Genomic DNA, 22,306 nt, shown 5'->3' on the forward strand with positions numbered 1-22,306 from the left:
TATATGCGGACGATTGTCATCACCGTAGCAACGCTTTCCCTCGCTCTGTTCGCGGTGGAGGCCCAGGCCAGGGAACTGAGCAAGAGTCATCGTTTCGCGTGTACCTGGGGTTCGGACATCGCCGCCGGCGCGCAACAATCGAAGCTGTCAGGGATTTCCCTGTATGGCGCGCGCAAGCGCTTGCAGGCGCGCAAGTTTCAGCAACCGTGGATGCGCATGACCGCCATGGGCATCACCGAACAGACCTATGACAGCGCGTCGCGGCTGAAGCCGGCGGCCGTCAAGCAGACCTACTATGAGCAGTGCGTACGGCACGAGCTGGCCCAGCGTTGAACGCAAAAGCCCGACCTGAAGAGGTCGGGCTTTTTCATGTCCGGTGGAATGACAGCGTCACTTGTCACTTTCGCAATTGACCATCCACGACACGCCAAAGCGGTCCACCAGCATGCCGAAGCGCGCAGCCCAGAAGGTGGCTTCCAGCGGCATGTCGATGCGACCGTCACTGGCCAAGGCGTTAAACACCCGTTCGGCCTCGGCGATGCTGTCGACATTCAGCGAAATCGAGCAACCGCTCATGCCTTGGGTCGGGCGGTCGGGCGTGGTGTCCGAAGCCATGAGCATCTGATCGCCGACTTTCAGGCAAGTGTGGATGATCAGGTTGTGGTGCTCTTTGGGTACATGTTCAGCGGCTGGCGTTTCGCCGAAGGTCATCATCGCTTCGAGCTTGCCTTGCAGGCATTGCTCGTAAAACGTGAAGGCCGCGCGGCAGTCGCCGTTGAAGATCAGGTACGGGTTGATTTTCATGGTGGTGCTCCCGAATAGGCAGTGGAACGCTACGCGGCCGGGTGTGCAGAAGCAGCGTCATGGATTGACTCCATCCAGCAAAGCGTTAGATCGCCGGATTGCCAGCCGATGCTGCAAGAATTTCCCTTCGGGGTGACCGATGGTCGGCGGGGAGGGGCGTCAGGAGTCGCGCGGGTTCTTCTGCACCGCAGCGCCCGCCACCCTGGCGGCAGGTCGGGTTTGCATCAGCGCATCGATCGCCTTGCGATAGTTCTGTCCGCCCAGCGCCATGCTGTTGTTGTGCGTTGCGCCGGGCACCAGCAACAGGCGTTTCGGCTGCCGGGCGGCGGCGAACAGTTGTTCGCTGAAGCGTGATGGCACGAATGCGTCGGCCAGTCCGTGCACCACCAGCAACGGCATGTGGATCTCGGCGATCTTGTCGATGGAATCGAATTTCTGCGACAGCAACCAGCGGACTGGAAGGGAGGTGTTGGCCACGGCTGCCGCAACATCCGCCAATGAGGTAAACGTGGATTCGATAACCAGTCCGCGCACCGGCAGTGGGGTGTGGTTTCTGGTGGCGTCGCGACCGAGTTCGGCGGCCAGGTCGATGGCGACCGCGCCGCCCAGCGAGTGCCCGTAGATCAGGCGTTTGTTCGGGTCGGGCTGCAACAGCTGGAAGCGTTCCCAGGCCACCCGCGCATCCTCGTACACCGTGCTCTCCGACGGCAGGTCGCCACGGCTCTGACCGAAGCCGCGATAGTCGATGGCCAGTACCGAATACCCTGCTGCGCGCAATTGTTCGATACGAAAGAGTTGCCCTGTCAGATTCCAGCGTACGCCATGCAGGTAGAGAATGGCCGGTGCATCGGCGCGCTCTGCCGGCCACCACCAGGCGTGAATGTTTTGCCCGGCCTTGAAGCTTTTCGGTTGCAGGTCGAGTTCCTGCACGCTGCCGGGCAAACCGTGATACCAGCCGGCGGTGCCCGGTTCGATGCGAAACAGCAGCTTGCGCTCTGTGTGTTCCAGCACGGCACAACTCGCCGGCACGCCGACGATCAGGGCGGCCATGCAGGCGAACGCCAGACGGCGGCGTCGAACTCGGGTCATGAAGGCCAGGAACATTAAACGTTTCACCACCGCGTGGACAAAGAACGCTTTTTACCAGAAGCCTGGACACGCGCGTGACATTTTCGACCGCCGCCCACCCGCAACGATTACAAAATGCTGCGACGGCTCAGTCGATCTTCAGCACGATCTTGCCGATGTGGTCGCCCGCTTCCATGTGCGCATGGGCCTTGGCTGCGTCGGCGAGCGGGTAGACCTTGTCGATGATCGGCAGGCAGCGTCCGGCGGCCAGCGCCGGCCAGACGTGTTCGCGCAATTGATCGGCGATGGCGGCCTTTTCCGCCGAGGTACGTGCGCGAAGCAGGGAACCGGTGACCACCGCACGTTTGCCGAGGATCGCCAGCAGATCGATGTCATTGGCCCGCGCGCCACCGAGGAAGCCGATCATTACCAACCGCCCATCCATGCCCAATGCGCTGATGTTCCCGTTGAGGTACGAGCCGCCCATGATGTCTAGGATCACATTCACGCCCTGGCCGGCGGTTTTCTCGGCGATGACCGCCGCGAACTCCTGTTCCCGGTAGTTGATCGCGTCGCCGCCAAGGTTACGGATCGCCGCGCATTTGTCGGCGCTACCGGCGGTGGCGAAAGCTTCAATGCCAAACTCGCGGCACAGCATGAGCGCGGTGGTGCCGATGCCGCTGGTGCCGCCGTGGATCAAGGCGCGCTGACCACGGCTCGCGCCGCCGAGGCCAAACAGGTTGGCCCATACCGTGAAGAAGGTTTCCGGAATGGCCGCTGCCTGAATCCAGTCGAGCCCGTCGGGAATTGGCAGAGTCTGGCCCGCCGGAACCGCGCAGTACTCGGCGTAACCTCCGCCATTGGTCAGCGCGCAGACCCGGTCACCGACCGCGAATGTGCTGACACCGCCGCCGATCGCCACGACCTCGCCGGCCACTTCAAGGCCCGGAATCGGATTCATGCCGGGCTTCATCGGGTATTTGCCGGCGCGTTGCAGGGCGTCCGGGCGATTGACGCCGGCGGCGTGCACGCGGATCAGAACTTCGCCTTCTGCGGCGACCGGCAGCGGCACGCGTCGGGATTGCAGAACCTCGGGCCCACCCGGTTCGGTGATTTCGATGCGGGTCATTTCAGTGGGCAACGTCATTTTCGATTCCTCTTGAAAAAGTGATCAGTAGATGGGAACGCAGACAGGGCGCAATGATTCCCGTCAATGGACACAGCAACGCAGTGCGGCAGAAGAAGGCAGCAGTCTCATGGCGAACTCAAGTATCAGAGCGATCAAGATGGCGCCGCCGGCTATCACGAAGAGCAACACATGCTGTCCGCCCGTGACGTTGAACAGCGCCGAATAGGCGAACCCGGCCAGCGCTTGAAACGTGGCGAACGACACTGTGGCCCGGCTCCACGCCACCTGTTGGCGATGGTGATCCGGCACCAGTTCATGCACTCGGGCCAAGGCCAGCGGCACAATGCCTGGTGGAAAGGAACCGAGGACCACCGCCAGCAGGGCCAACGCCATGAACGAATGCGAAACCGCCAGCAAACCCAGGGTGATCGCCTGCACCACCAGCACCAGACGAATGCCGGTCCGCGCGCCGAGATGATCAGCGAGAAAGCCATAACTTACCGGGCCGACGATGGCGCCCAGACCGTACATGACCCAGATCAGCGCGCCGACGTGTGCCCCGGCGCCCAGTCCACGGGCGACGTAATCCACCAGAAAGACCATGGCCGGTACCAGCCCGGCAGCCATGAATGCGTACTGGGCAAACAGCAGATAAACAGCAGGCGGTGTCGGCTCGACCCGCTCCACTTGAGCGGTGGTGGTGATTGCGTGGGGCAGCTCCGAGGGCCAGCCGAACCAGCTCAATGCCGTCAGCGCGAGCGACAGAGCGCCCAAGCCCAGCCAGGTCGCTTGCAGACCCAGACCCAGCAGCAGCGGAACGATCGTGCCCGAGCCGGCGATGCCCAGACCGATGCCGAGGAAAATCGCGCCACTGGCCAGACCTTTGCGTGCGGCGGGCACATGGGGCAGTACGGTCGCGGCCACCAGCACCATGATCGCGCCGCCCGCGATTCCGGACAGCAGGCGCCAGCCGAAATACCAGCTCACCGATACCGGGTACGCACAGGCAAAAAACGCCACGGTCACCGCCAGCATCATCAGGCGCAGAGCGTTTCTCTGGGTAAGCCGGCGTGCCAGCGGACGGCCGAGGAGGGCGCCGATCAGGTAACCGACCAGATTGGCCGCGCCGAGATAGACCACATCATGGGCGGAAAACCACTGCGCCTGAATCAGCGAAGGGATCAGCGGTGTGTAGGCGAAACGCGCCAGACCGATGCTGACCAGGCTGGCGCAGAGTCCGGCGAAGATCGCCAGCCAGACACTCGTGTCCGGATGTTCGGGCGAAGCAGTTGAAGTGCGCATGACGGCAATCCTGTGGAAAGGTTTATGGCGCCCAGCATATCGGCTATCGTTGCTGCGTTAATGCAGCGAGTTTGCGTGCTTGTGATGCGTTTATGCATCAATGGAGAACGGTATGAACTGGGATGACGCACGGGTATTTCTTGCGGTCTGTCGCGAGTCGACGTTGCGCGGGGCCGCCCGTGTACTGGGCGTGGATCAGGCGACAGTCGGGCGCCGCATCACGGCACTGGAAAAGTCGCTGGGCGCAACCTTGTTCCTGCGCACCTCCGAGGGCTATGCACTGACGGCAGTCGGCGAAGCGGCGCTCAAGTCGGTGGAAAAAATGGAGCATTCGGCGCTGGAGCTGGAGCGGCGTATCCAGGGCCTGGACGATCGCCTGACCGGCAGCGTGCGGGTCAGCACCACCGATTCGCTGGCCATCGATTTCCTGATCCCGGCGATGGCGCAGTTGCACGAACAGCATCCGGACGTGCGCGTGCAACTGGACGCCTCCACACAGATCCTCAGCCTGGCCAAACGCGAAGCGGACATCGCCGTGCGCAATACCCGTCCGGACAATCCGGACCTGATCGCCCGGCGCATCGCGCGTTGGCCGGTGGGGCTGTTTGCCTCGCAGGCCTATGTCGACAGCCACGGCGTACCGGCACCGGGCAGTGCGTTCGAGGGCCACGATCTGGTGGTCTACGAGCCGTATCTGCAGGGCAACAAGGATCTGATCCTGGTGTCCGAGCCCATGACTCGCGGGCGGATCGTCGCCGGTCTGAGTTCCAGTCTGCTGGTGCGACGCTCGATTGCCGCCGGTCTGGGTGTAGGAGAAATCCCGGTCTACATGGGCGAGCGTGATGGTCTGGTCAGGCTGTGGCCGGAGCGCACGCGGCCGTTGCCTTATGAAGTGTGGCTGGTGACCCATGCGGATTTGCGCCACACCGCGCGGGTCAGGGCGGTGATCGAACACATTGTCGAAGCGTTTGTGCTGGAAAACGAGTAGTTGTTCTGCCAATAAAAAAACGGCCTTCAGTGAAGGCCGTTTTTTGTGGGCGCCGAAACCTGCGCCTCATGGCATTTCCGGCAATTCCTGCGGGCGCAGATCAAACACCAGGACTTCGGCATCCTGGCCATTGCTCAGGGTCAGTGCCTGTTCTTCACGAACCCGAACGCCGTCGCCTTCCTTCAACTGCACGCCGTTCAGTTCAACGCTGCCGCGAGCAACGTGCACATAGGCATAGCGGTTGGCAGGCAGTTTGAGGGTGGCGCTTTCTTCGCCATCGAACAGCCCGGCATACACCCGTGCATCCTGCCGTACTTTCAACGAGCCGTGGCTGCCTTCGGGCGAAATGATCAGTTGCAGGCGACCGCGTTTTTTCTGTTCGCTGAAGTGCTCTTGCTGGTAGCGCGGTTTGGCGCCGCTGACGTCCGGCACGATCCAGATCTGCAGGAAGTGCACCGGCTTGGTCGCCGAGTGGTTGAACTCGCTGTGGGCCACGCCGCTGCCGGCGCTCATCAGTTGCACATCGCCGGGGCGGATCACCGAACCGGTGCCGAGGGTGTCCTTGTGTTCCAGCGCACCTTCGAGCACATAGGAGAAAATCTCCATGTCACGGTGCGGGTGCTGGCCGAAGCCCTTGCCGGCGGCGACGCGGTCATCGTTGATTACCAGCAGGTCGGAGAAACCCTGTTCACGCGGGTCACGGTAGCTGGCGAAGGAAAAGGTGTGGAACGACTTCAACCAGCCATGATTGGCCAGACCACGGTCGGAAGCTTTACGAAGGGTCAGCATGATGAAATCTCCTTTCAGGACGTTGATTCGTCCGAGTGAGGAGAAGGTTACTGGTTACCCTGCGATGCAATAAGTAGATGAAAATTGAAATACTGTCCCTTTATGGTTGACAGTTGTGTGGGCTGGATCACGCATTCTTTTCCAACGGTTTCGCCTGTTCCGGCCATAATGCGCAAACTTATGACTTTGCATGGATTTTGGTGATACCCCCATGAAGACCGTGGCCATGGTGCTGTTTCCCGATTTTCTGCTGCTCGACATGGCCGGGCCGCTGGAAGTTTTTTCGGTTGCCAACCGCTACCTGAAACCGCAATCCCACTATCACCTGACCACCCTGGGCACCGAGCGCGGGCCGTTGCGTGCGTCCAATGGCGTGCTCGTGCACACCGATCGGCACATTGATCAAGCCGATGAGCGCTACGACTTGCTGCTGGTGCCGGGCGGCCCTGGCGCCTACAACGAAAAACACCCGCCGTTGCTCGCCTGGCTGCAAGGCGCGGTCACGCGCGCCGGGCAATATGGCTCGATCTGTACCGGCGCCTTCGTGCTGGGCCATGCCGGACTGATCGACGGCTATCGTGTGACCACTCACTGGAATTACACCGAACGCTTGATCAAGCGCTTTCCGAAGGCAAACGTCGCCACCGATCAGATTTTTATTGAAGATCGCAACCTGATCACCTCCGGAGGTGTCACCGCCGGGATCGATATGGCGTTGGCGGTGGTCGCTCGCGATCATGGCAAAAAGATTGCGCAGGACGTGGCCAAGGTGCTGCTGGTTGTCATGAAACGTCAGGGCGGGCAAGCGCAGTTCAGCCCGTTGATGGCGGCAGTGGCGCCCCAGGAAACCCCGATCACCCGGGTGCAAAACCATGTGCTGGAACACCTGGAGGAAGCTTTTACCGTCGAGCGCATGGCAAGTCTTGCCAACATGAGTGCACGGCACTTCGCCCGGGTGTTCGCCCGCGAGGTCAACATGACGCCCATGGAATTCCTGCAAAGTGCGCGCATCGATTGCGCGCGAAATCTGTTGGAAACCAGCGATCTGCCGCTGAAAACCGTGGCCTACAAAAGCGGTTTCGGCAGTGTGCGGCACATGCGTTTTCTGTTCGGCGAAAAGCTCGGGCTGACTCCGACGCAATATCGCGAACAGTTCAGCTAGAGCGGTTCTGTCCGTTACGGGCATCCGGATGTCCGTGCTGGACCCCGCGTGGTGGTTGTACCGTCATCGAGGCCTGCGAAGATAACGGACATGAACAGCCTCAACGAATTGAACTCGGCGTCGGCCCTGCGTTTCGGGCCGTACGCCTTCCATTTGCGCCAACGGCTGATCCTCGAAGGGGATCGGCAATTGCGCATGGGCGGTCGTGCGCTGGACATTCTGCAAGTGCTGGTCGAGCGCGCCGGCCAGGTGGTCAGCAAAGAACAATTGATCGCGCTGGTGTGGCCGACCTCGGTGGTCGAGGAGATCAACCTGCGGGTGCACATCGCCGCGCTGCGCCGGGCCCTCGGTGATGGTGAAAACGGTCAGCGCTACATCGTCAATGTGCCGCAACGCGGGTACAGCTTCGTGGCTCCGGTGCAGGGCGACAGCGTCACCCAAGTGGTGTTCGAAAACCTGCAAGCGCCCCAGCACAATTTGCCTGCACGACTGACGCCGGTCACCGGGCGCGATTCACTGGTCGGCGGTCTGGTGCGGCAACTGCCGTTGTCCCGGCTGCTGACGGTGACGGGACCTGCCGGTGTCGGCAAAAGCACCGTGGCGCTGCGCGCAGCGGAACTGCTGCTGCAACATTTTCGTGACGGCGTGTGGCAGGTGGATCTGTCGCTGATCGATGAAAACATCCCGCTCCTCGATCACGTGCTGAAAACCCTCGACCTCGACTTCCCCACTCTGGCAGCGCGCCATGCCTTGCTGGTGCTGGACAACTGCGATCACCTGCACCAGGCCTGCCGGAGCCTGCTGCAAACATTGCTTGATGCTGCGCCCCGTCTGTCGATCCTGGCCACCAGCCGCGAGCCGTTGCGTCTCGCTCTGGAAGTCCTGCAGCCACTGCCGCCCCTGACCCTTCCCAAAGCTTCGGCCCTCAACAGTGTCGCCGAGGTCATGGGCTATTCGGCGGTGCAGCTGTTTGTCAGTCGTGCCCGCGCCCGTCAACACGGCTTCAGTCTGCGTGAGCAGGCTCTGGAAACGGTGCGCGATATCTGTCGACGGCTCGACGGTCTGCCGCTGGCGATCGAGTTGGCAGCCGCGCAGATCGATGCGCTGGCGCTGGTCGGCCTTCAGACCCAACTGGACCAAGGCCTGCAAGTCCTGAGTCACGGTCGCCGCACCGCCGTGCCGCGCCACCAGTCAATGAAGGCTGCGCTGGACTGGAGTTATGAGCGCTTGAGCGAGCAGGAACAGCGCGTGCTGCAACGCTTGTCGGTGTTCAAGATGGCATTCACCCTGGATGCCGCCATCGGCGTGATCAGTTGCGCACAACTGCCGCCCTCGACGCTGGTGGGCGTGGTCGAACAGTTAGCGGCCAAATCGCTGCTGACAACGGACCGGTCCGGCGGAGCACTGCGCTACCGAATGCTCAACACCACGCGCCGCTATGCCCGCGAACAGCTGGAGCAGGGCGGCGAACTCAATGATGTCGAGCGTCGGCACGCGCGTTACCTGGGCCGTACCCGACCCGTCTCAAGCGGCCGACTGACCGCGCAGTTCGTCGAGCAGTAAGCGCACTTTGCGCAAGTCCGGGGTGGCATAGCCTTCGGTGAAGCGCTGGTAGACCGGCGTCAGCAATTCGATAGCCTCACGATAACGCGACTGGCGCTGCCACAGCTGCGCCAGCGAAGTCGCGCTGCGCAACTCCCAGGCCAGGGCACCTTGGGTCCGGGCAATCTCGAGCGCTTGCTGCAAGGCGCTTTCGACCGTGTGATGACAGGGCGATTCAGCGGCCAGCAATCGCTCGGCCCTGGCCCGAAAAATCTCCGCAGTACTCCAGCCGGCCGCGCCGCTTTGTGCTCGTTCAAGCAGGGCATCGTCAACGAAGCCTGGATCCAGCGTGACCATGATTTCCCTGACCAGACCGCTGTCGGCGGGCGGGATGGCGGGGGATTTGTCGGCGTCGATCACCTGCGCGTAGTGCCGCGCCCACGTGTAGAACAGCAGCACCGAATGCTTCTGCGCCTGTTCGAGCAACAGTTGCAGCAGCGCGCGGGCGTTCTGTGTATCTCCGTTGTAATGGGCGATCAGGCACGAAGCGAGTGCCAGGGTGTAGCAGATCGAGGTGCCGTGATTGATCTGCACCGCGATGTCCAGCGCCTGCCGTGCTGTACGCCAGGCTTGCTCGGGGAAACCTTGCAGCCATAGCACACGGGCAAGGACGGTCAGCGAAGCAACGCTCTGGTCGTATTGCACGCCGAAACCGTGAGTGAAACGGTTGAGATGGCCACTGTGGGCCATGCGCTGAATGACTTGCTCGGCGTGGATTCGCGCCTGGTGCTGATCGCCGGCGTAATGCAGCGCGAGCACCCGCAAGCGGTGGGTACTCAGGGACAGCTGCGCATCGCCGTGCACTCCGAGGCTTTCGAATTGCTCGCTCTGCTCCAGCGCCATCCGGTAATGCCCGCAACTGAGATTGACCGCCATGTGCCCCGACACGGCGCGCAACTGACCGGCCATGTCGTCGTGCTGTTGTGCCAGCAGCCGGGCGCTGACGAAGGCCTCGATGGTTTCCGGCGTGCCGCCCCAGGTGTGGTAACAGGCGCTGCCCAGGGCCAGTTTCAAGGCGATTTCCAGTCGCGGGCAGGGCTCGTCGGATGAAGCCAGCAGCGCCAGTGCCCGGCGCACATGAACGCCGTACTCCTTGAGCAAGGACAGTTCCTGCCACAACGGCGCCGAGGTCGCCGTCAGTCGAACGCCGAGCGCGCGCGAGCCTTCGTCATTCAGCGTCCACTCAAGCGCCGCCCGCAAGTCTTCAAGGCCACGGGCGTAACGCTCGATCCAGACTTCAGTCGCCGTGTTCTCCCAATCGGCCTGGGCCTGATACATCAGCGCCAGGCTGCGTTCGGCATGGCGTTCGCGGGTTTCGCCGAGTTCGGCGGCCTGGTCGAGTTTTTCCAGCGCATAGCGGCGAGTGGTGTCGAGCAGGCGATAGAACACTTCTTCATCGCCAACCTCGACGTTGAGCAGCGACTTGGCGACCAGTTGCGTGATCGAAGCGAAGACTTCGTTCGGCTCGATGTGCTGACCGACGATGACCGCCGCCGCGGACTCCAGCGTGAACGCACCACGAAACACCCCCAGTCGGCGCAGACCGGTCTGTTCGCAGCTGTTGAGCAGGTTGAAGCTCCAGTCCAGCGTAGCGCGCAGGGTTTCATGCCGACCCAGACGAGTCTGATTGCCCGCCGGCAAGCGTCCCTGGAGTTGACTCAGCAAACCCTCCAGCCCGAGGCCCGCCACCTGCGCAGCGGCCAGTTCCAGTGCCAGCGGGATGCCGTCCAGTCGCCGACAGATGTCGATGATCAAGGGCAGATCAGCGTTTCCCGGCTCAAAATGTTCGTGGGCCGCCATCGCCCGTTCGACGAACAATTGCAGCGCGGAGAATTCCATCGCCTGATCGCGATCCAGCACCGCAATCGGCGGCGGGCAGTCGAGGGATTCCAGGCGCTGCACATACTCGCCCTCGGCACGCAGGCTTTCGCGGCTGGTGGCCAGAATGTGCACCTGCGGTGCGCCGCGCAGAATGTTTTCACTCAGCATCGCCACGGCGTCGATCAAGTGCTCGCAGTTATCGATCACCAGCAGCATCTGCCGCTCGCGCAGGCTGTTGATCAGGCAGGCCATCGGTTCACTGTCGTGCAGCGAAAGGTCCAGCAGGGCGGCGAGGTGCGAGCAGATCGAGCCCGGATGTTTGAGCGGGGCCAGATCCAGCAGACGAATACCGTCGCGATAACGGCCGATCAGTTGCTCGGCGACGCGCAGGGCCACGGTGGTCTTGCCGATGCCGCCGGGGCCGACCAGGGTGATGCAGCGCTGACGCGGCAGTTGCGTCATCAGGCTGTCGACCACCGACTGGCGACCGATCATCCGAGTGCGGCGCAGCGGCAGGTTATGCCGGCCGAGGTTGGCGGTGGCGGGACGTTGTTCAATCGATTGCAGCACGACCGGCGCGACGAAACTGTATCCGCGCTGCGCCACCGTGACGATGTAGCGCTGCCCGGCCTGACCGTCGCCGAGGGCCTTGCGCAGCGCGGCCATGTGCACCCGCAGATTGATGTCCTCCACCACGCTGTCCGGCCAGACTCCGGCGATCAACTGTTGCTTGCTCACGACCTCGCCGGCATGGGCCAGCAGGATCAGCAGAATGTCCATGGCGCGCCGGCCCAGGCGCAAAGGCTGGTCGCCTTCAAGCACCAGCCGCTGGCCGGGGTGGATCCGATAGGGGCCGAAACCGATGGCCTGATTCGGGGAAAGACTCAACCGCTCACTCCTTCGACGCTTTTTATGATCCTGATCCGTCAGGGTGAAGAATCCGTGACGGGCAGGGCGAATAGAGGTTTGAGGGGCACGCAAGCCGTCTGATCCGCAGTATCCGAGCATATTCCTCAGGATTTGACGCCAGCGCAACTTTCGCGAAGGACTCGGTCCTTTGCATCACTCGGCATCCAGTACCGTCACCACTGTATTCAAAGGCCGGAACCCGTGCCGTTTTACCCGATAGCCGGGGAAAATTAACAACGATTAACTCGTCCGCGCCGGCTTCAGAGCCAAAACTCCACGGCAATGGAATGCATACGTCCGGAGGACGCTGCGATGAGCAAGGTAGTAGTGGTTTATCACAGTGGCTACGGGCACACCCGCGTCATTGCCCAGGCTGTGGCCCAAGGTGTAGAGCGCCACATGGGCAGCACCTGCCTGTTGCTGGCGGTAGAAGACGTGGAAGCCCACTGGGATGACCTGCACCGCGCCGACGCCATCATCTTCGGTGCGCCGACCTACATGGGCAGCGCTTCGGCGGCGTTCAAGCAATTCATGGAGGCCACGGCCTCGTTCTACCTCGCCCGGCCGTGGCGCGACAAACTCGCGGCGGGCTTCACCAATTCCGGCAGCCTGTGCGGCGACAAGCTCAATACCTTGCTGCAAATGGCGGTGTTTGCGGCCCAGCATTCGATGATCTGGGTCGGGCTCGATCTGTTGCCGGCGCGTGCGTGCGCAGGTGTTTTCGACGGGCAATTGAATCGCCTCGGCAGCTCCCTCGGCGCCATGTCCCAGTCCTGTGTCGAGCAACCGCCCGAGCAGGCGCCGCCGCTGGAAGACCAACAGACCGCCGCGCACCTGGGCGAGCGGGTGGCGCGACTGGCCCAGCGGATGGCTCGAGGGTAAAACCGCCTCAGCGGTTTTTCATGACCTGACAACGCCACGCAAACGGATTGATCCCTTCGCTGCGGGTGAAGATGTGGCAGAAGTGCGCCTGATCGCAGAAGCCGCATTCCAGGCTGATCTGCGTGAGGCTGTGGTTGGTGTGCTGGATCAACTGCTTGGCCCGGGCAATGCGCTGGGTGCGGATCCAGTCTTGCGGCGAGTACCCTGTGCTGCATTTGAACGCCCGGGAAAAATGGCTGCGCGAGAGTGCGCAGGCGTTGGCCAGTTCGGTGACTTCAAGGCTGTCGCCGAGGCGTTCGAGAATCAGCTGTTTCACCAGCCGTTCCCGTTGCGGGCTGAGGCCGCCGGTGCTGGTCTTGCGGTGTTCGCTGGCAGGGGCGAGGGCGACGGTTTGCTGTGAGTGAGCCATGGCCAAGGTCCGTGTCGGTGGGGAACGCACGGTCAGCGCTTTCCCTCAGATCAAAAAAACAACGCTGCGCAGAGGGGTTCATTGTTTGGCGAGGGGCGGGTGCTGACGAGTTAAACGTTGTTAATTCCACCACCAAAGTCGGTTTCCAATGGCCGTCGATCAAGTAAAGTGCGTAGCACTTGCGCCTGGCCAATAAGGAAAACACGCCCATGAACCGTAACGATCTGCGCCGCGTCGACATGAACCTGCTGGTGATTTTCGAAGCGCTGATGTTCGAAAAGAACCTGACCCGCGTCGCCGAAAAACTGTTCATGGGCCAACCGGCGGTGAGCGCGGCGCTGGGGCGTCTGCGCGATCTGTTCGATGATCCGCTGTTGCTGCGCAATGGCCGGGGCATGGAGCCGACGGCGCGGGCGCTGGCGATTCTCCAGGAGCTGCAACCGGCGATGGACGTGATTTCCGGCGCGGTCAGCCGGGCCAAGGAATTCGATCCGGCGACCAGTTGCGACGTGTTCCGCATCGGCTTGTCGGACGATGCCGAATTCGGTCTGTTCCCGCCGCTGCTGCGCCAGTTGCAGGAAGAGGCGCCGGGGATTGTCGTGGTGGTACGTCGCGCCAATTACCTGCTGATGCCGGGGTTGCTGGCATCGGGGGAAATCTCCGTCGGCGTGAGTTACACCACCGATCTGCCGGCCAACGCCAAGCGCAAGAAACTGCGCGACATTCCCTGCAAGGTCCTGCGTGGCGACAATCGTCCGGGCCCGCTGACCCTCGACGAATACTGCGAGCGGCCCCATGCGATGGTGTCGTTCTCGGGTGATCTGAGCGGCAACATCGACGTGGACCTGGCCAAGGTTGGTCGCAGCCGCCGTGTGGTGCTTGGGGTTCCGCAGTTCAGCGGTTTGCGCGCCTTGCTCGCGGGTACCGAGATGATCGCCACCGTACCGGATTACGCCGCATGTGCGTTGGTCGAGGGGTGTGCGTTGCGGGCCGAAGATCCGCCGTTTCCGATCGATGCGGCGCAACTGTCGATGGCGTGGAGCGGGGTGCATGACAACGACCCGGCGGAGAAATGGCTGCGTTCGCGGATCAGTCAGTTCATGTCGGTGACGCTGGATATTCCGGCGGTGTAAGCGCGCCGTTTGTCCGGAATATCGCTCCACCTGTAAGTTCTGACAGTAGCGCAATCTCTCTAACCCCTATCTGATTGGCCCATGCCGATATGGCCAGCGCTATAGGGATGGAAATATGGACGCCCCGGCTCAAACTATTGGCAGCGCTGAGCTGCCGCCTCCGTCGATCCAGGAAAGTCCGGAGACGCAACAAGGCAGCTCATCTGGACTTCTGAATCCGGCACGGTCGAGGCATACATTAACCATGCTCGTCGGGCACCACGGGCAGACTTCTGGCGGTTTTACCGTGACCTGGGCAGGGGCGCCCGGGACGGGAGCAGAGGGGTCGCACACCACGCCGCGCATTCCTTTCACCGGGCAAAATCCCCAAGAGGTGCGTCTGGACACGGAGTTGGTGACCTTCAATCTCGGGCGAACCGCGATCGTCACCTACACCGTTTATCCCGATACCGGGGTGCCGCTGACATCGCAGCCGCTGATTGTCTATGTACTGCCCATCGCGCAAGGCGATCTCACCCGACCGTTGATCAAGCAGGCAGACATGGCCGGTCATGGGGTGTTGCTCGATTTGAATAACCTGACTGACTTCACGCTGCGGATCGACGCCTGGCTATTGAGTAGAAGGGGGCAGTTCTACTGGGTCAAGTTCGTAGGTACCGCTGTCGATGACAGTGTGTTCGAGGCGTGGTATTGGCTGGCGGAGGTCATCGACGACGAATTCATCCGGTTTGGTTTCGTCGAGCAGATTTTTCCTGCAGCACCGCTACTGGGTTTGAAAAATCGCAGCGTGCTTAGGCTGGAGTTCATGGCCGGGCTGGAAAGGAGTTCGGATCTGTCCCGGGCCCAGCCGTTTGCTCACCGAAACTACATCGTCCTGACAGAAGCTGCCAATGCGCCCAGGATATCGTCGGTGACCGACCTCGATGGCGAAGTCGCCGATGGCGCAGACACCCGCTACACCAGCGTTACTCTGAGCGGTAGTGGTTTCGGCGCGATAGACGTCTTCGATGGTCAAACTTTTCTCGACACCGTCAACGCAGTGGGCGGTATCTGGACCTATGTGGCAGATGCACTGACCGGAGGCCTGCATTCGTTCACGGTCCGGCTGGCGGATGGCAGCGGGGGAGTGTCCAGTCCGAGGCGCATCAATGTCGTCATTCAAAACCTGGAAGTAACGATTGCCGAGGCGCCCGATAATGGCAATGTTGATCCTCTGGCGGTACTGACCAGTCTGACGGCTGTCGTGGATTACGACATCCAGCCCAACGACCGGATCAGAGTCCGCTGGACTGCTGCGCCGGGAACCCCGGCGGCGGGCTCACATACGACCAATACCCTCACGGCCGGTACCACGCGTCCCAGAAGAGTCCCATTGCCGCTTACGCTCGTGGCGTTCAGCCTGGGCAAGCGGGTAACGGTGAGCGCCGAATATGATCGCGGTACGGCCCAGCCTGTGCCTTTGGGGCCCATTCATCTGAATGTGGGGATGATCCCGGCGGACAGGTTCATTCCGCCCGTCTTCCTCGAGGCCAATGGTACGTCGGACCTGATTCTGGCCAATGTGCAGGGCGGTGCGACCTTGCGCTTTGGTGTATGGCCGCATATCGCGAGATTGCAGGCACTCTGGCTGGATCTGGAGGGCGAAGACATCAACGGCGCCCCCCATAATCTCGCGATGTGGACAGGCAATGTCACCGTCAACCAGAGCTGGGTCCTCAATAGCGGGTACAGCGTCATTGTCTTATTCAGCTATTTGAAGGATTTGCGTCCGGGCAGCACGTTGACCGTGCGCTTCAGGGTCAACCTGGACACCGTCGCGAATTCGTCAACGGCTCAGGCTTTTGTCCTGCGTCAATACACGATTCGGTAGGGCGGGCGATCAAGAGCAAAGAGAGCACACCCATCCAATTTCCCCCCGATCAATCGTTGCACCATTGCCTGCAATGATTGATCAAGGGTGGGCCCATGAACGCTGTACAACGCAATGACCAGGCGCAAGATCTCGGCCTGCTGTTCCTGCGGGTCGCCGGCGGACTGTTTCTGCTGTTCGTCCACGGCTTGCCCAAGCTGCTGGACTTCACCGCGCAGCTGCAACTGATCGAGGACCCGTTCCACCTCGGTGCCCATCTCACTTTGATTCTGGCGATCTTCGCCGAAGTCCTCTGTCCGCTGCTGATCGTCGCCGGGGTGCTGGCGCGTCTGGCGTGCTTGCCTATTCTCTTTGTGCTGCTGGTGGCGCTGCTGGTTGTGCATCCGCAATGGAGTGTGGCCGAAGGGCAGTTCGGCTGGTTGCTGTTGATCCTGTTTACCACTGTTCTGATCGCCGGGCCGGGACGGCTGGCGCTCAATGTTCGTTTGCCCGGAGTGCTCCGTTATGCCTGATGCCCAGACCCCGAAAAAACCGGGACCCGAAGAAACCGTGACGCTCATCGTCAAGCACCGGGTCAAGGCTGGTTTCGAACAGCCGTACGAAGCGTGGCTGCGCAATATCGTCAGCGTGGCAGGGCGCGAAGAAGGGCATCTGGGCGTGGACGTGATGCGCAGCCAGCAGGGCGGGCTCGCGCTGTTCACCTGCGTGCTGCGTTATTGCTCGACCGACGCGATGCAGCGCTGGCTCGACTCGCCGCAGCGTCAGAAACTGATCGATGAAGCCGCGCCGATGCTCGCCGACGGCGATCAGACCGAGGTCAATGCCGCCAACGAGTTCTGGTTCACGCCACTGGCCGATGCCGCCTCGCCACCCCCGCGCTGGAAGCAGGCGGTGGTATCACTTTTCGTGATCCTGCCACATACCTTGCTGGTGCCCTTGATCTGGGGGCCGTTGCTCAAACTCAACGGATTTCTTTCCAACTATGTGGTCGCGACGTTTCTGATCACCCTGACCATCGTGGTGTCGGTGGTCTACGTGTGCATGCCGGCCGCCACCCGATTGTTCGCGCCATGGCTGACCGCCAGTCAGCCCCATGAACACCTGGAATCCAACGCCAACCCGCCGCGCTGAAGCGGTGGGTCCGGGCTCCGTTTCACTTATCTCGAAGGAACTGCGATGAACGCCGATCTGATTCTGTTCAATGGCCAATTTCATACGGTAGACCGCGAAAAACCCCTCGCCAGCGCCGTGGCAATCAAGGACGGGCGCTTCGTCGCCGTCGGTAACGATGCCGAAGCAATGGCCTTCAAGGGCTCCGGCACTCAAGTGGTCGACCTCAAGGGTCGCTGCGTGATTCCCGGCCTCAATGACTCGCACCTGCACCTGATCCGTGGCGGTCTGAACTACAACCTCGAACTGCGTTGGGAAGGCGTGCCGTCGCTGGCCGATGCGCTGCGCATGCTCAAGGATCAGGCCGACCGCACACCGACCCCGCAATGGGTGCGCGTGGTCGGCGGCTGGAACGAATTCCAGTTCGCCGAAAAGCGCATGCCGACTCTTGAAGAAATCAACCAGGCCGCGCCGGACACCCCGGTATTCATCCTGCACCTGTACGACCGTGCGCTGCTCAACCGCGCCGCGCTGCGCGTGGCCGGCTACACCCGCGACACGCCGAACCCGCCGGGCGGCGAGATCGTGCGCGATGCCAACGGCAACCCGACCGGCATGCTGGTGGCGCGGCCAAACGCGATGATCCTGTACTCGACGCTGGCCAAGGGGCCCAAGCTGCCGCTGGAATATCAGGTCAACTCGACCCGCCAATTCATGCGCGAACTCAATCGCCTCGGCCTGACCAGCGCCATCGATGCCGGCGGCGGTTTCCAGAACTACCCGGACGATTATCAGGTGATCGAGCAACTGGCCAAAGACGACCAGTTGACCGTGCGCATCGCCTACAACCTGTTCACCCAGAAGCCGAAAGAAGAGCTGACCGACTTCCAGAACTGGACCGGCAGCGTCAAGTTGCATCAGGGCGATGACTTCCTGCGCCACAACGGCGCCGGGGAAATGCTGGTGTTCTCGGCAGCGGATTTCGAAGACTTCCTCGAACCGCGCCCGGACCTGCCGCAAACCATGGAACAGGAGCTGGAGCCGGTGGTGCGCCACCTGGTCGAGCAGCGCTGGCCGTTCCGTCTGCACGCCACCTACAACGAATCGATCAGCCGCATGCTGGATGTGTTCGAGAAGGTCAACCGCGATATTCCGTTCAACGGCCTGCCGTGGTTCTTCGACCACGCCGAAACCATCACCCCGCAGAACATCGAGCGGGTGAAAGCGCTGGGCGGCGGCATCGCGATCCAGGATCGCATGGCGTTCCAGGGTGAATACTTCGTTGACCGTTACGGCAAACAAGCCGCCGAAGCCACACCGCCAATCAAGCGCATGCTTGCCGAAGGCGTGCCGGTCGGCGCGGGCACCGATGCCACTCGGGTGTCGAGCTACAACCCGTGGACTTCGCTGTACTGGATGGTCAGCGGTCGCACCGTTGGCGGTCTGGCGCTGTACGAAGAAGGTTTGCCACGCAGCACCGCGCTGGAACTGTTCACCCATGGCAGCGCCTGGTTCTCGTCCGAGCAGGGCAAGAAGGGCCAGATCAAGGTCGGGCAACTGGCGGACCTGGCAGCGCTGAGCGCGGACTTCTTCAGCGTCGAAGAAGAAGCGATCAAGTGGATCGAGTCGGTAATGACCGTGGTGGGCGGCAAGATTGTGTACGCCGCCGGCGACTTCGAAGACCTCGGCCCACGTTCATTGCCGGTGCTGCCGGACTGGTCGCCGGTAGTGAAAGTCCCTGGCCACTGGCGCCCGAATTCGCCCTTGCAGGCCCAGGTTCATCAGTGCAGCGGCCCGTGCGCAGTGCATACCCACAGCCATGAAAAAGCGCGGATGTCGAATGCGCCGGTCAGCGATTTCGCCGGTTTCTGGGGCGCGTTCGGCTGCTCCTGCTTCGCGTTCTGATCCTTTTGAAAAAGCGCCGCTCTGTGTGAGCGGCGCTCCCCGCAACAACCATCCATCGAGGAGTTTCACATGAGCAACGTTCCTTACAAACGCTTGAACAAAGACGATGCCGTTGTGCTGTTGGTCGACCACCAGACCGGTCTGATCTCGCTGGTGCAGGATTTCTCGCCGAACGAGTTCAAGAACAACGTGCTGGCACTGGGCGACATCGCCAAGTTCTTCAACCTGCCAACCATCCTCACCACCAGCTTCGATTCCGGCCCGAACGGCCCGATCGTGCCTGAGCTGAAAGAGCAATTCCCGGACGCACCGTTCATTGCCCGTCCAGGCCAGATCAACGCCTGGGACAACGAAGACTTCGTCAAGGCCATCAAGGCTACCGGCCGCAAGCAACTGATCATCGCCGGTGTCGTGACTGACGTCTGCGTGGCGTTCCCGACCCTGTCGGCCATCGCTGAAGGCTTCGAAGTGTTCGTGGTCACCGACGCTTCCGGCACCTTCAACACCACCGTGCAACAAGCGGCGTGGGCGCGCATGTCGGCTGCCGGTGCACACCTGCTGAACTGGTTCGCTGTGGCCTGCGAGCTGCAGGGTGACTGGCGCAACGACATGGAAGGCCTGGCGAATCTGCTGTCGCAGCGTCTGCCGAACTACCGCAACCTGATCAACAGCTACACCAAGTTCACTGCCAAGTAAGCTTGTAACGAAGAGGCCCGCCAAAATGGCGGGCCTCTTTTTGCCTTCAGAAAAGGGCTCAGCGCTTTTGCAACCAGCCCAGAAATCCACCTTTTTTCACCGGTGCCGGTTTGGCCATCAACGCCAGCCGACTGTTCTGCTGCCGTACCGCCTGCAACTTGTTCAACGCCCGACCCACTTCACTGCGCTGTTCCATGCACTGGCGAGTCAGGTTCTTGTCGAGGCGATAAATGATCGAAGACGTCAGCGCGGTAAATGTCGCTTGCGAAGGCGTGTCCGCGAGGATGCTTTGCTCGCCCATGACCTCACTCGGTCCCATGCGTCCGGCCTCGGTGAAACCATTGCCATCCGGCACGCTGGCGCTGACCACACCGGTGGCAATCACGTACAGGCTGTCCGGCACTTCCTCCAGATCGAGCACCACCTGCCCGGCGCTGTACTGCTGCGCGACCATCGACTCGGCGAGGCGATCGCGCTCCTCGTGGCTCAGGGAGCGGAAGATTTTCACTTCATCGAGCAAGGCGCGGGCGCGGGTCGAAGGTTCGATCACACCGTCCGGGTGCCGCGAAATACCGGCCGCTTCGAGATGGCGGTGGGCGAGGTCGAACAATTGATTGCGCACCTCGCTTTTCTTGCCCAGTTCGGCGATGAATCCGCTGGCCACGTATTCCGACATTTCGTCGCCGGCCTCTTTCAGCACCGCTTTCGGCGCGGGCGTCAGCAACAAACTGCTGCTGCCTTGCAGCGTGCGCTCGAGGGCGTCGAGCACCCGGCGCGGGCGAATGTGGTTCGGCACCTTGATGCTGATCGACACGCCGTGCAGGTTGTTCGGGCGGCTGAGGTTGACGATCTTGGCCTTGGCCGCCACCGAGTTCGGCACCACGGCCAGAGTGCCGGTGCTGGACAGCAGGTGCGTGGCACGCCAGTTGATGTCGAGCACCTTGCCTTCGACACCATCGATGACCACCAGATCATCCACCTGATACGGCTTGGTGGTGTTGAGCACGATGCCGGAAAACACGTCGGCCAAGGTGCTTTGCAGCGCCAGACCAATGACGATCGCCACCACCCCGGAAGTCGCCAGCAGGCCTTTGACCGGCAGATCCAGCACATAACCGGCCGCTGCGACGATGGCCGCCAGAAACACCAGCGCCCCGATCACGTCCTGCAGCAGGCGGCCGCTGTGACCGATGCGGCGCATCAGGATCAGACCGATGACTTCGGTCAGCACCCGCGCAGCGTACAGCCACCAGAGAATCCCCAGTGCCGTCGCCCCGAGTTGCGCCACCGGGTCGTCGGCAAACAGCGGCGCCTGCAACGGGCTGACGCCGGCGTTGATGGCCAGCGCGTTGAAGGCCAGGAACAGCACCAGTCGCACGGCGACCCGTTGCGCGCGATGCTTGAACGGTGCGAGGTGCCAGAGCAAGGTGTCGAGCACCAGCAGCAGAGCGCTCCAGGACAGCAGGTGGGCAGAAAAAAGGCTCATGAGGTGAACTCCGGCGGACACAAAAGAAAACGCCACACCCGAAGGTGTGGCGAGGGGTTGCACTCAGTTCAGGTGGGTCTTGAGTTCCGCTGCTGCCTGACGCACGGCGGCTTTCACTTCAGGAATGCCGTTCAGCGGGTTGAGCAGGCCGAAGTCGTGAATCATCCCGTTGTAGCGCACCGAGGTCACCGGCACGCCAGCCGCGTCGAGGTGGCGGGCGTAGCCTTCGCCTTCGTCACGCAGCACGTCGAACTCTGCGGTCTGCACCAGTGCGGCGGGCAGGCCCTTGAGCTGTTCGGCGCTGGCGTTGAGCGGCGAGGCATGGATCTGCGCACGCTCGGCCGGGTTGGTGGTGTAGTTGTCCCAGAACCACTGCATCATGCCTTTGGTCAGGAAGTGGCCTTCGGCGAATTGCTGGTACGAGCCGTTATCGAACCCGGCGTTGGTCACCGGCCACATCAGCAACTGGAAGCGCAGGGCCGGGGTTTTCTGTTCCTTGGCCATCAACGCTACGACCGCCGCCATGTTGCCACCGACGCTGTTACCGGCCACCGCCAGACGCTTGCCGTCGACACCGATGTCCTTGCCGTGCTCGGCCACCCATTTCGTCGCGGCGTAAGCCTGATTGATCGCGGTCGGGTACTGCGCTTCCGGCGACGGCGTGTAATCGACGTACACCGCGACTGCGCCGGAACCCACCACCAGATCACGAATCAGGCGTTGGTGCGTCGGGTAGTCGCCCAGCACCCAGCCGCCACCGTGGAAGAACATGAACACCGGCAACTCGCCTTTGACCTTGGCCGGACGCACCACTTTCAGGTTGATCGTCTGGCCGTCGACCTTGATCGCCTTGTCGCTGACTTCAACCCCGGACAGGTCAACCTTCACCGAAGCCTGGGCGCCGGTCAGCACCGCACGGGCGTCTTTCGGGCTCAGTTGTTCAAGGGGTTTGCCACCGCCGGCGGCGAGGGCGTCGAGGAAGGCCTGAGTGTTGTGTTCGACACCAGTGCTTTCGGCGGCGAAGGCGTTGCCGATGGACAGGGCGAGGAGGGAAGCGGCGAGGGTTTTCTTGATGTTCATGTGCAATTCCTTTTTAAGTCGTTTGAGTTTTTGTATGCCTTGGGATCGGGCTGCTGTGGCGCTGGGCTTCAGGCCTCAGCAACACCGTGAGCACAGATTAATGAGGTGCCGGAAAGTGAAAAAGCGGCTATAAAGCGTTTAACTGTCAACCAGAGAGTGAC

20 protein-coding genes are annotated in these 22,306 nt (G+C 61.9%); 11 read left to right on the top strand and 9 right to left on the bottom strand.

Annotated features, from left to right (window positions below):
* The first annotated feature begins 3 nt into the window (after positions 1-3).
* Entirely contained in the window at positions 4-333 is a 330-nt protein-coding gene (locus QLG12_RS07465; RefSeq protein WP_064378879.1) for a hypothetical protein, read from the top strand.
* Between the two features lie 57 nt (positions 334-390).
* Here the strand turns inward: QLG12_RS07465 and QLG12_RS07470 are convergent, their stop codons facing one another.
* The 4 genes from QLG12_RS07470 to QLG12_RS07485 form a co-directional block, all read right to left on the bottom strand.
* Positions 391-804, bottom strand: a complete 414-nt coding sequence (locus QLG12_RS07470; protein ID WP_197870858.1) for a VOC family protein — start codon at positions 802-804, stop codon at positions 391-393.
* A gap of 159 nt (positions 805-963) precedes the next feature.
* Positions 964-1,908 (bottom strand): alpha/beta fold hydrolase, encoded by a 945-nt coding sequence (locus QLG12_RS07475; protein ID WP_011333401.1) that lies wholly within the window; start codon positions 1,906-1,908, stop codon positions 964-966.
* Between the two features lie 112 nt (positions 1,909-2,020).
* Complete coding sequence (locus tag QLG12_RS07480) at positions 2,021-3,019, bottom strand: NAD(P)H-quinone oxidoreductase (protein WP_197870860.1); 999 nt, start codon at positions 3,017-3,019, stop codon at positions 2,021-2,023.
* Between the two features lie 63 nt (positions 3,020-3,082).
* On the bottom strand, positions 3,083-4,303 hold the full coding sequence (locus tag QLG12_RS07485; RefSeq protein ID WP_197870862.1) for a YbfB/YjiJ family MFS transporter: 1,221 nt from the start codon (positions 4,301-4,303) through the stop codon (positions 3,083-3,085).
* A 112-nt stretch (positions 4,304-4,415) separates the two neighbouring features.
* On the opposite strand from QLG12_RS07485, the gene QLG12_RS07490 reads away from it, so the two are divergent.
* Positions 4,416-5,291 (top strand): LysR family transcriptional regulator, encoded by an 876-nt coding sequence (locus QLG12_RS07490; protein ID WP_197870864.1) that lies wholly within the window; start codon positions 4,416-4,418, stop codon positions 5,289-5,291.
* Between the two features lie 66 nt (positions 5,292-5,357).
* Here QLG12_RS07490 and QLG12_RS07495 read toward each other — a convergent pair whose 3' ends face one another.
* On the bottom strand, positions 5,358-6,080 hold the full coding sequence (locus QLG12_RS07495) for a pirin family protein (protein ID WP_085689135.1): 723 nt from the start codon (positions 6,078-6,080) through the stop codon (positions 5,358-5,360).
* Between the two features lie 211 nt (positions 6,081-6,291).
* On the opposite strand from QLG12_RS07495, the gene QLG12_RS07500 reads away from it, so the two are divergent.
* Both QLG12_RS07500 and QLG12_RS07505 read left to right on the top strand, forming a co-directional pair.
* A complete protein-coding gene (locus tag QLG12_RS07500; protein WP_282474239.1) occupies positions 6,292-7,242 on the top strand; it encodes a GlxA family transcriptional regulator in 951 nt (316 codons plus the stop codon).
* Between the two features lie 90 nt (positions 7,243-7,332).
* Positions 7,333-8,805 carry a winged helix-turn-helix domain-containing protein gene (locus tag QLG12_RS07505; RefSeq protein WP_282474240.1) on the top strand — a complete coding sequence of 491 codons (1,473 nt, stop codon included), beginning with the start codon at positions 7,333-7,335 and terminating at the stop codon, positions 8,803-8,805.
* On the opposite strand, the gene QLG12_RS07510 is transcribed toward QLG12_RS07505, so the two are convergent.
* A complete protein-coding gene (locus QLG12_RS07510) occupies positions 8,767-11,553 on the bottom strand; it encodes a winged helix-turn-helix domain-containing protein (protein ID WP_236195327.1) in 2,787 nt (928 codons plus the stop codon). The two genes, QLG12_RS07505 and QLG12_RS07510, sit on opposite strands and share 39 nt — an antisense overlap.
* Before the next feature lie 333 nt (positions 11,554-11,886).
* Between QLG12_RS07510 and QLG12_RS07515 the strand changes: the two genes are divergently transcribed.
* A complete protein-coding gene (locus tag QLG12_RS07515; protein ID WP_064378889.1) occupies positions 11,887-12,456 on the top strand; it encodes a flavodoxin family protein in 570 nt (189 codons plus the stop codon).
* 7 nt (positions 12,457-12,463) lie between these two features.
* Here the strand turns inward: QLG12_RS07515 and QLG12_RS07520 are convergent, their stop codons facing one another.
* Positions 12,464-12,865, bottom strand: a complete 402-nt coding sequence (locus QLG12_RS07520) for a helix-turn-helix transcriptional regulator (RefSeq protein WP_197870872.1) — start codon at positions 12,863-12,865, stop codon at positions 12,464-12,466.
* 209 nt (positions 12,866-13,074) lie between these two features.
* On the opposite strand from QLG12_RS07520, the gene QLG12_RS07525 reads away from it, so the two are divergent.
* From QLG12_RS07525 to ycaC, 6 genes are all read left to right on the top strand, one after another.
* A complete protein-coding gene (locus QLG12_RS07525) occupies positions 13,075-13,998 on the top strand; it encodes a LysR family transcriptional regulator (RefSeq protein WP_197870874.1) in 924 nt (307 codons plus the stop codon).
* Between the two features lie 115 nt (positions 13,999-14,113).
* Positions 14,114-15,868 carry a hypothetical protein gene (locus QLG12_RS07530; protein WP_282474241.1) on the top strand — a complete coding sequence of 585 codons (1,755 nt, stop codon included), beginning with the start codon at positions 14,114-14,116 and terminating at the stop codon, positions 15,866-15,868.
* A 95-nt stretch (positions 15,869-15,963) separates the two neighbouring features.
* On the top strand, positions 15,964-16,380 hold the full coding sequence (locus tag QLG12_RS07535; protein WP_197870878.1) for a DoxX family protein: 417 nt from the start codon (positions 15,964-15,966) through the stop codon (positions 16,378-16,380).
* Entirely contained in the window at positions 16,373-16,999 is a 627-nt protein-coding gene (locus QLG12_RS07540; RefSeq protein ID WP_197870880.1) for an antibiotic biosynthesis monooxygenase, read from the top strand. The genes QLG12_RS07535 and QLG12_RS07540 overlap by 8 nt, the downstream gene beginning before the upstream one ends.
* Positions 17,000-17,044: 45 nt before the next feature.
* Positions 17,045-18,883 carry an amidohydrolase gene (locus QLG12_RS07545; protein WP_197870882.1) on the top strand — a complete coding sequence of 613 codons (1,839 nt, stop codon included), beginning with the start codon at positions 17,045-17,047 and terminating at the stop codon, positions 18,881-18,883.
* Between the two features lie 69 nt (positions 18,884-18,952).
* Positions 18,953-19,579 carry an isochorismate family cysteine hydrolase YcaC gene (ycaC, locus tag QLG12_RS07550; protein ID WP_011333417.1) on the top strand — a complete coding sequence of 209 codons (627 nt, stop codon included), beginning with the start codon at positions 18,953-18,955 and terminating at the stop codon, positions 19,577-19,579.
* A gap of 58 nt (positions 19,580-19,637) precedes the next feature.
* Here ycaC and QLG12_RS07555 read toward each other — a convergent pair whose 3' ends face one another.
* Both QLG12_RS07555 and QLG12_RS07560 read right to left on the bottom strand, forming a co-directional pair.
* Entirely contained in the window at positions 19,638-21,065 is a 1,428-nt protein-coding gene (locus tag QLG12_RS07555; protein WP_197870884.1) for a mechanosensitive ion channel family protein, read from the bottom strand.
* 63 nt (positions 21,066-21,128) lie between these two features.
* Positions 21,129-22,145, bottom strand: a complete 1,017-nt coding sequence (locus QLG12_RS07560; RefSeq protein WP_108560823.1) for an alpha/beta hydrolase — start codon at positions 22,143-22,145, stop codon at positions 21,129-21,131.
* Positions 22,146-22,306 lie beyond the last annotated feature (161 nt).

It is taken from the genome of Pseudomonas sp. V88_4 (assembly GCF_029967985.1).
Lineage (GTDB): Bacteria > Pseudomonadota > Gammaproteobacteria > Pseudomonadales > Pseudomonadaceae > Aquipseudomonas > Aquipseudomonas glycinae.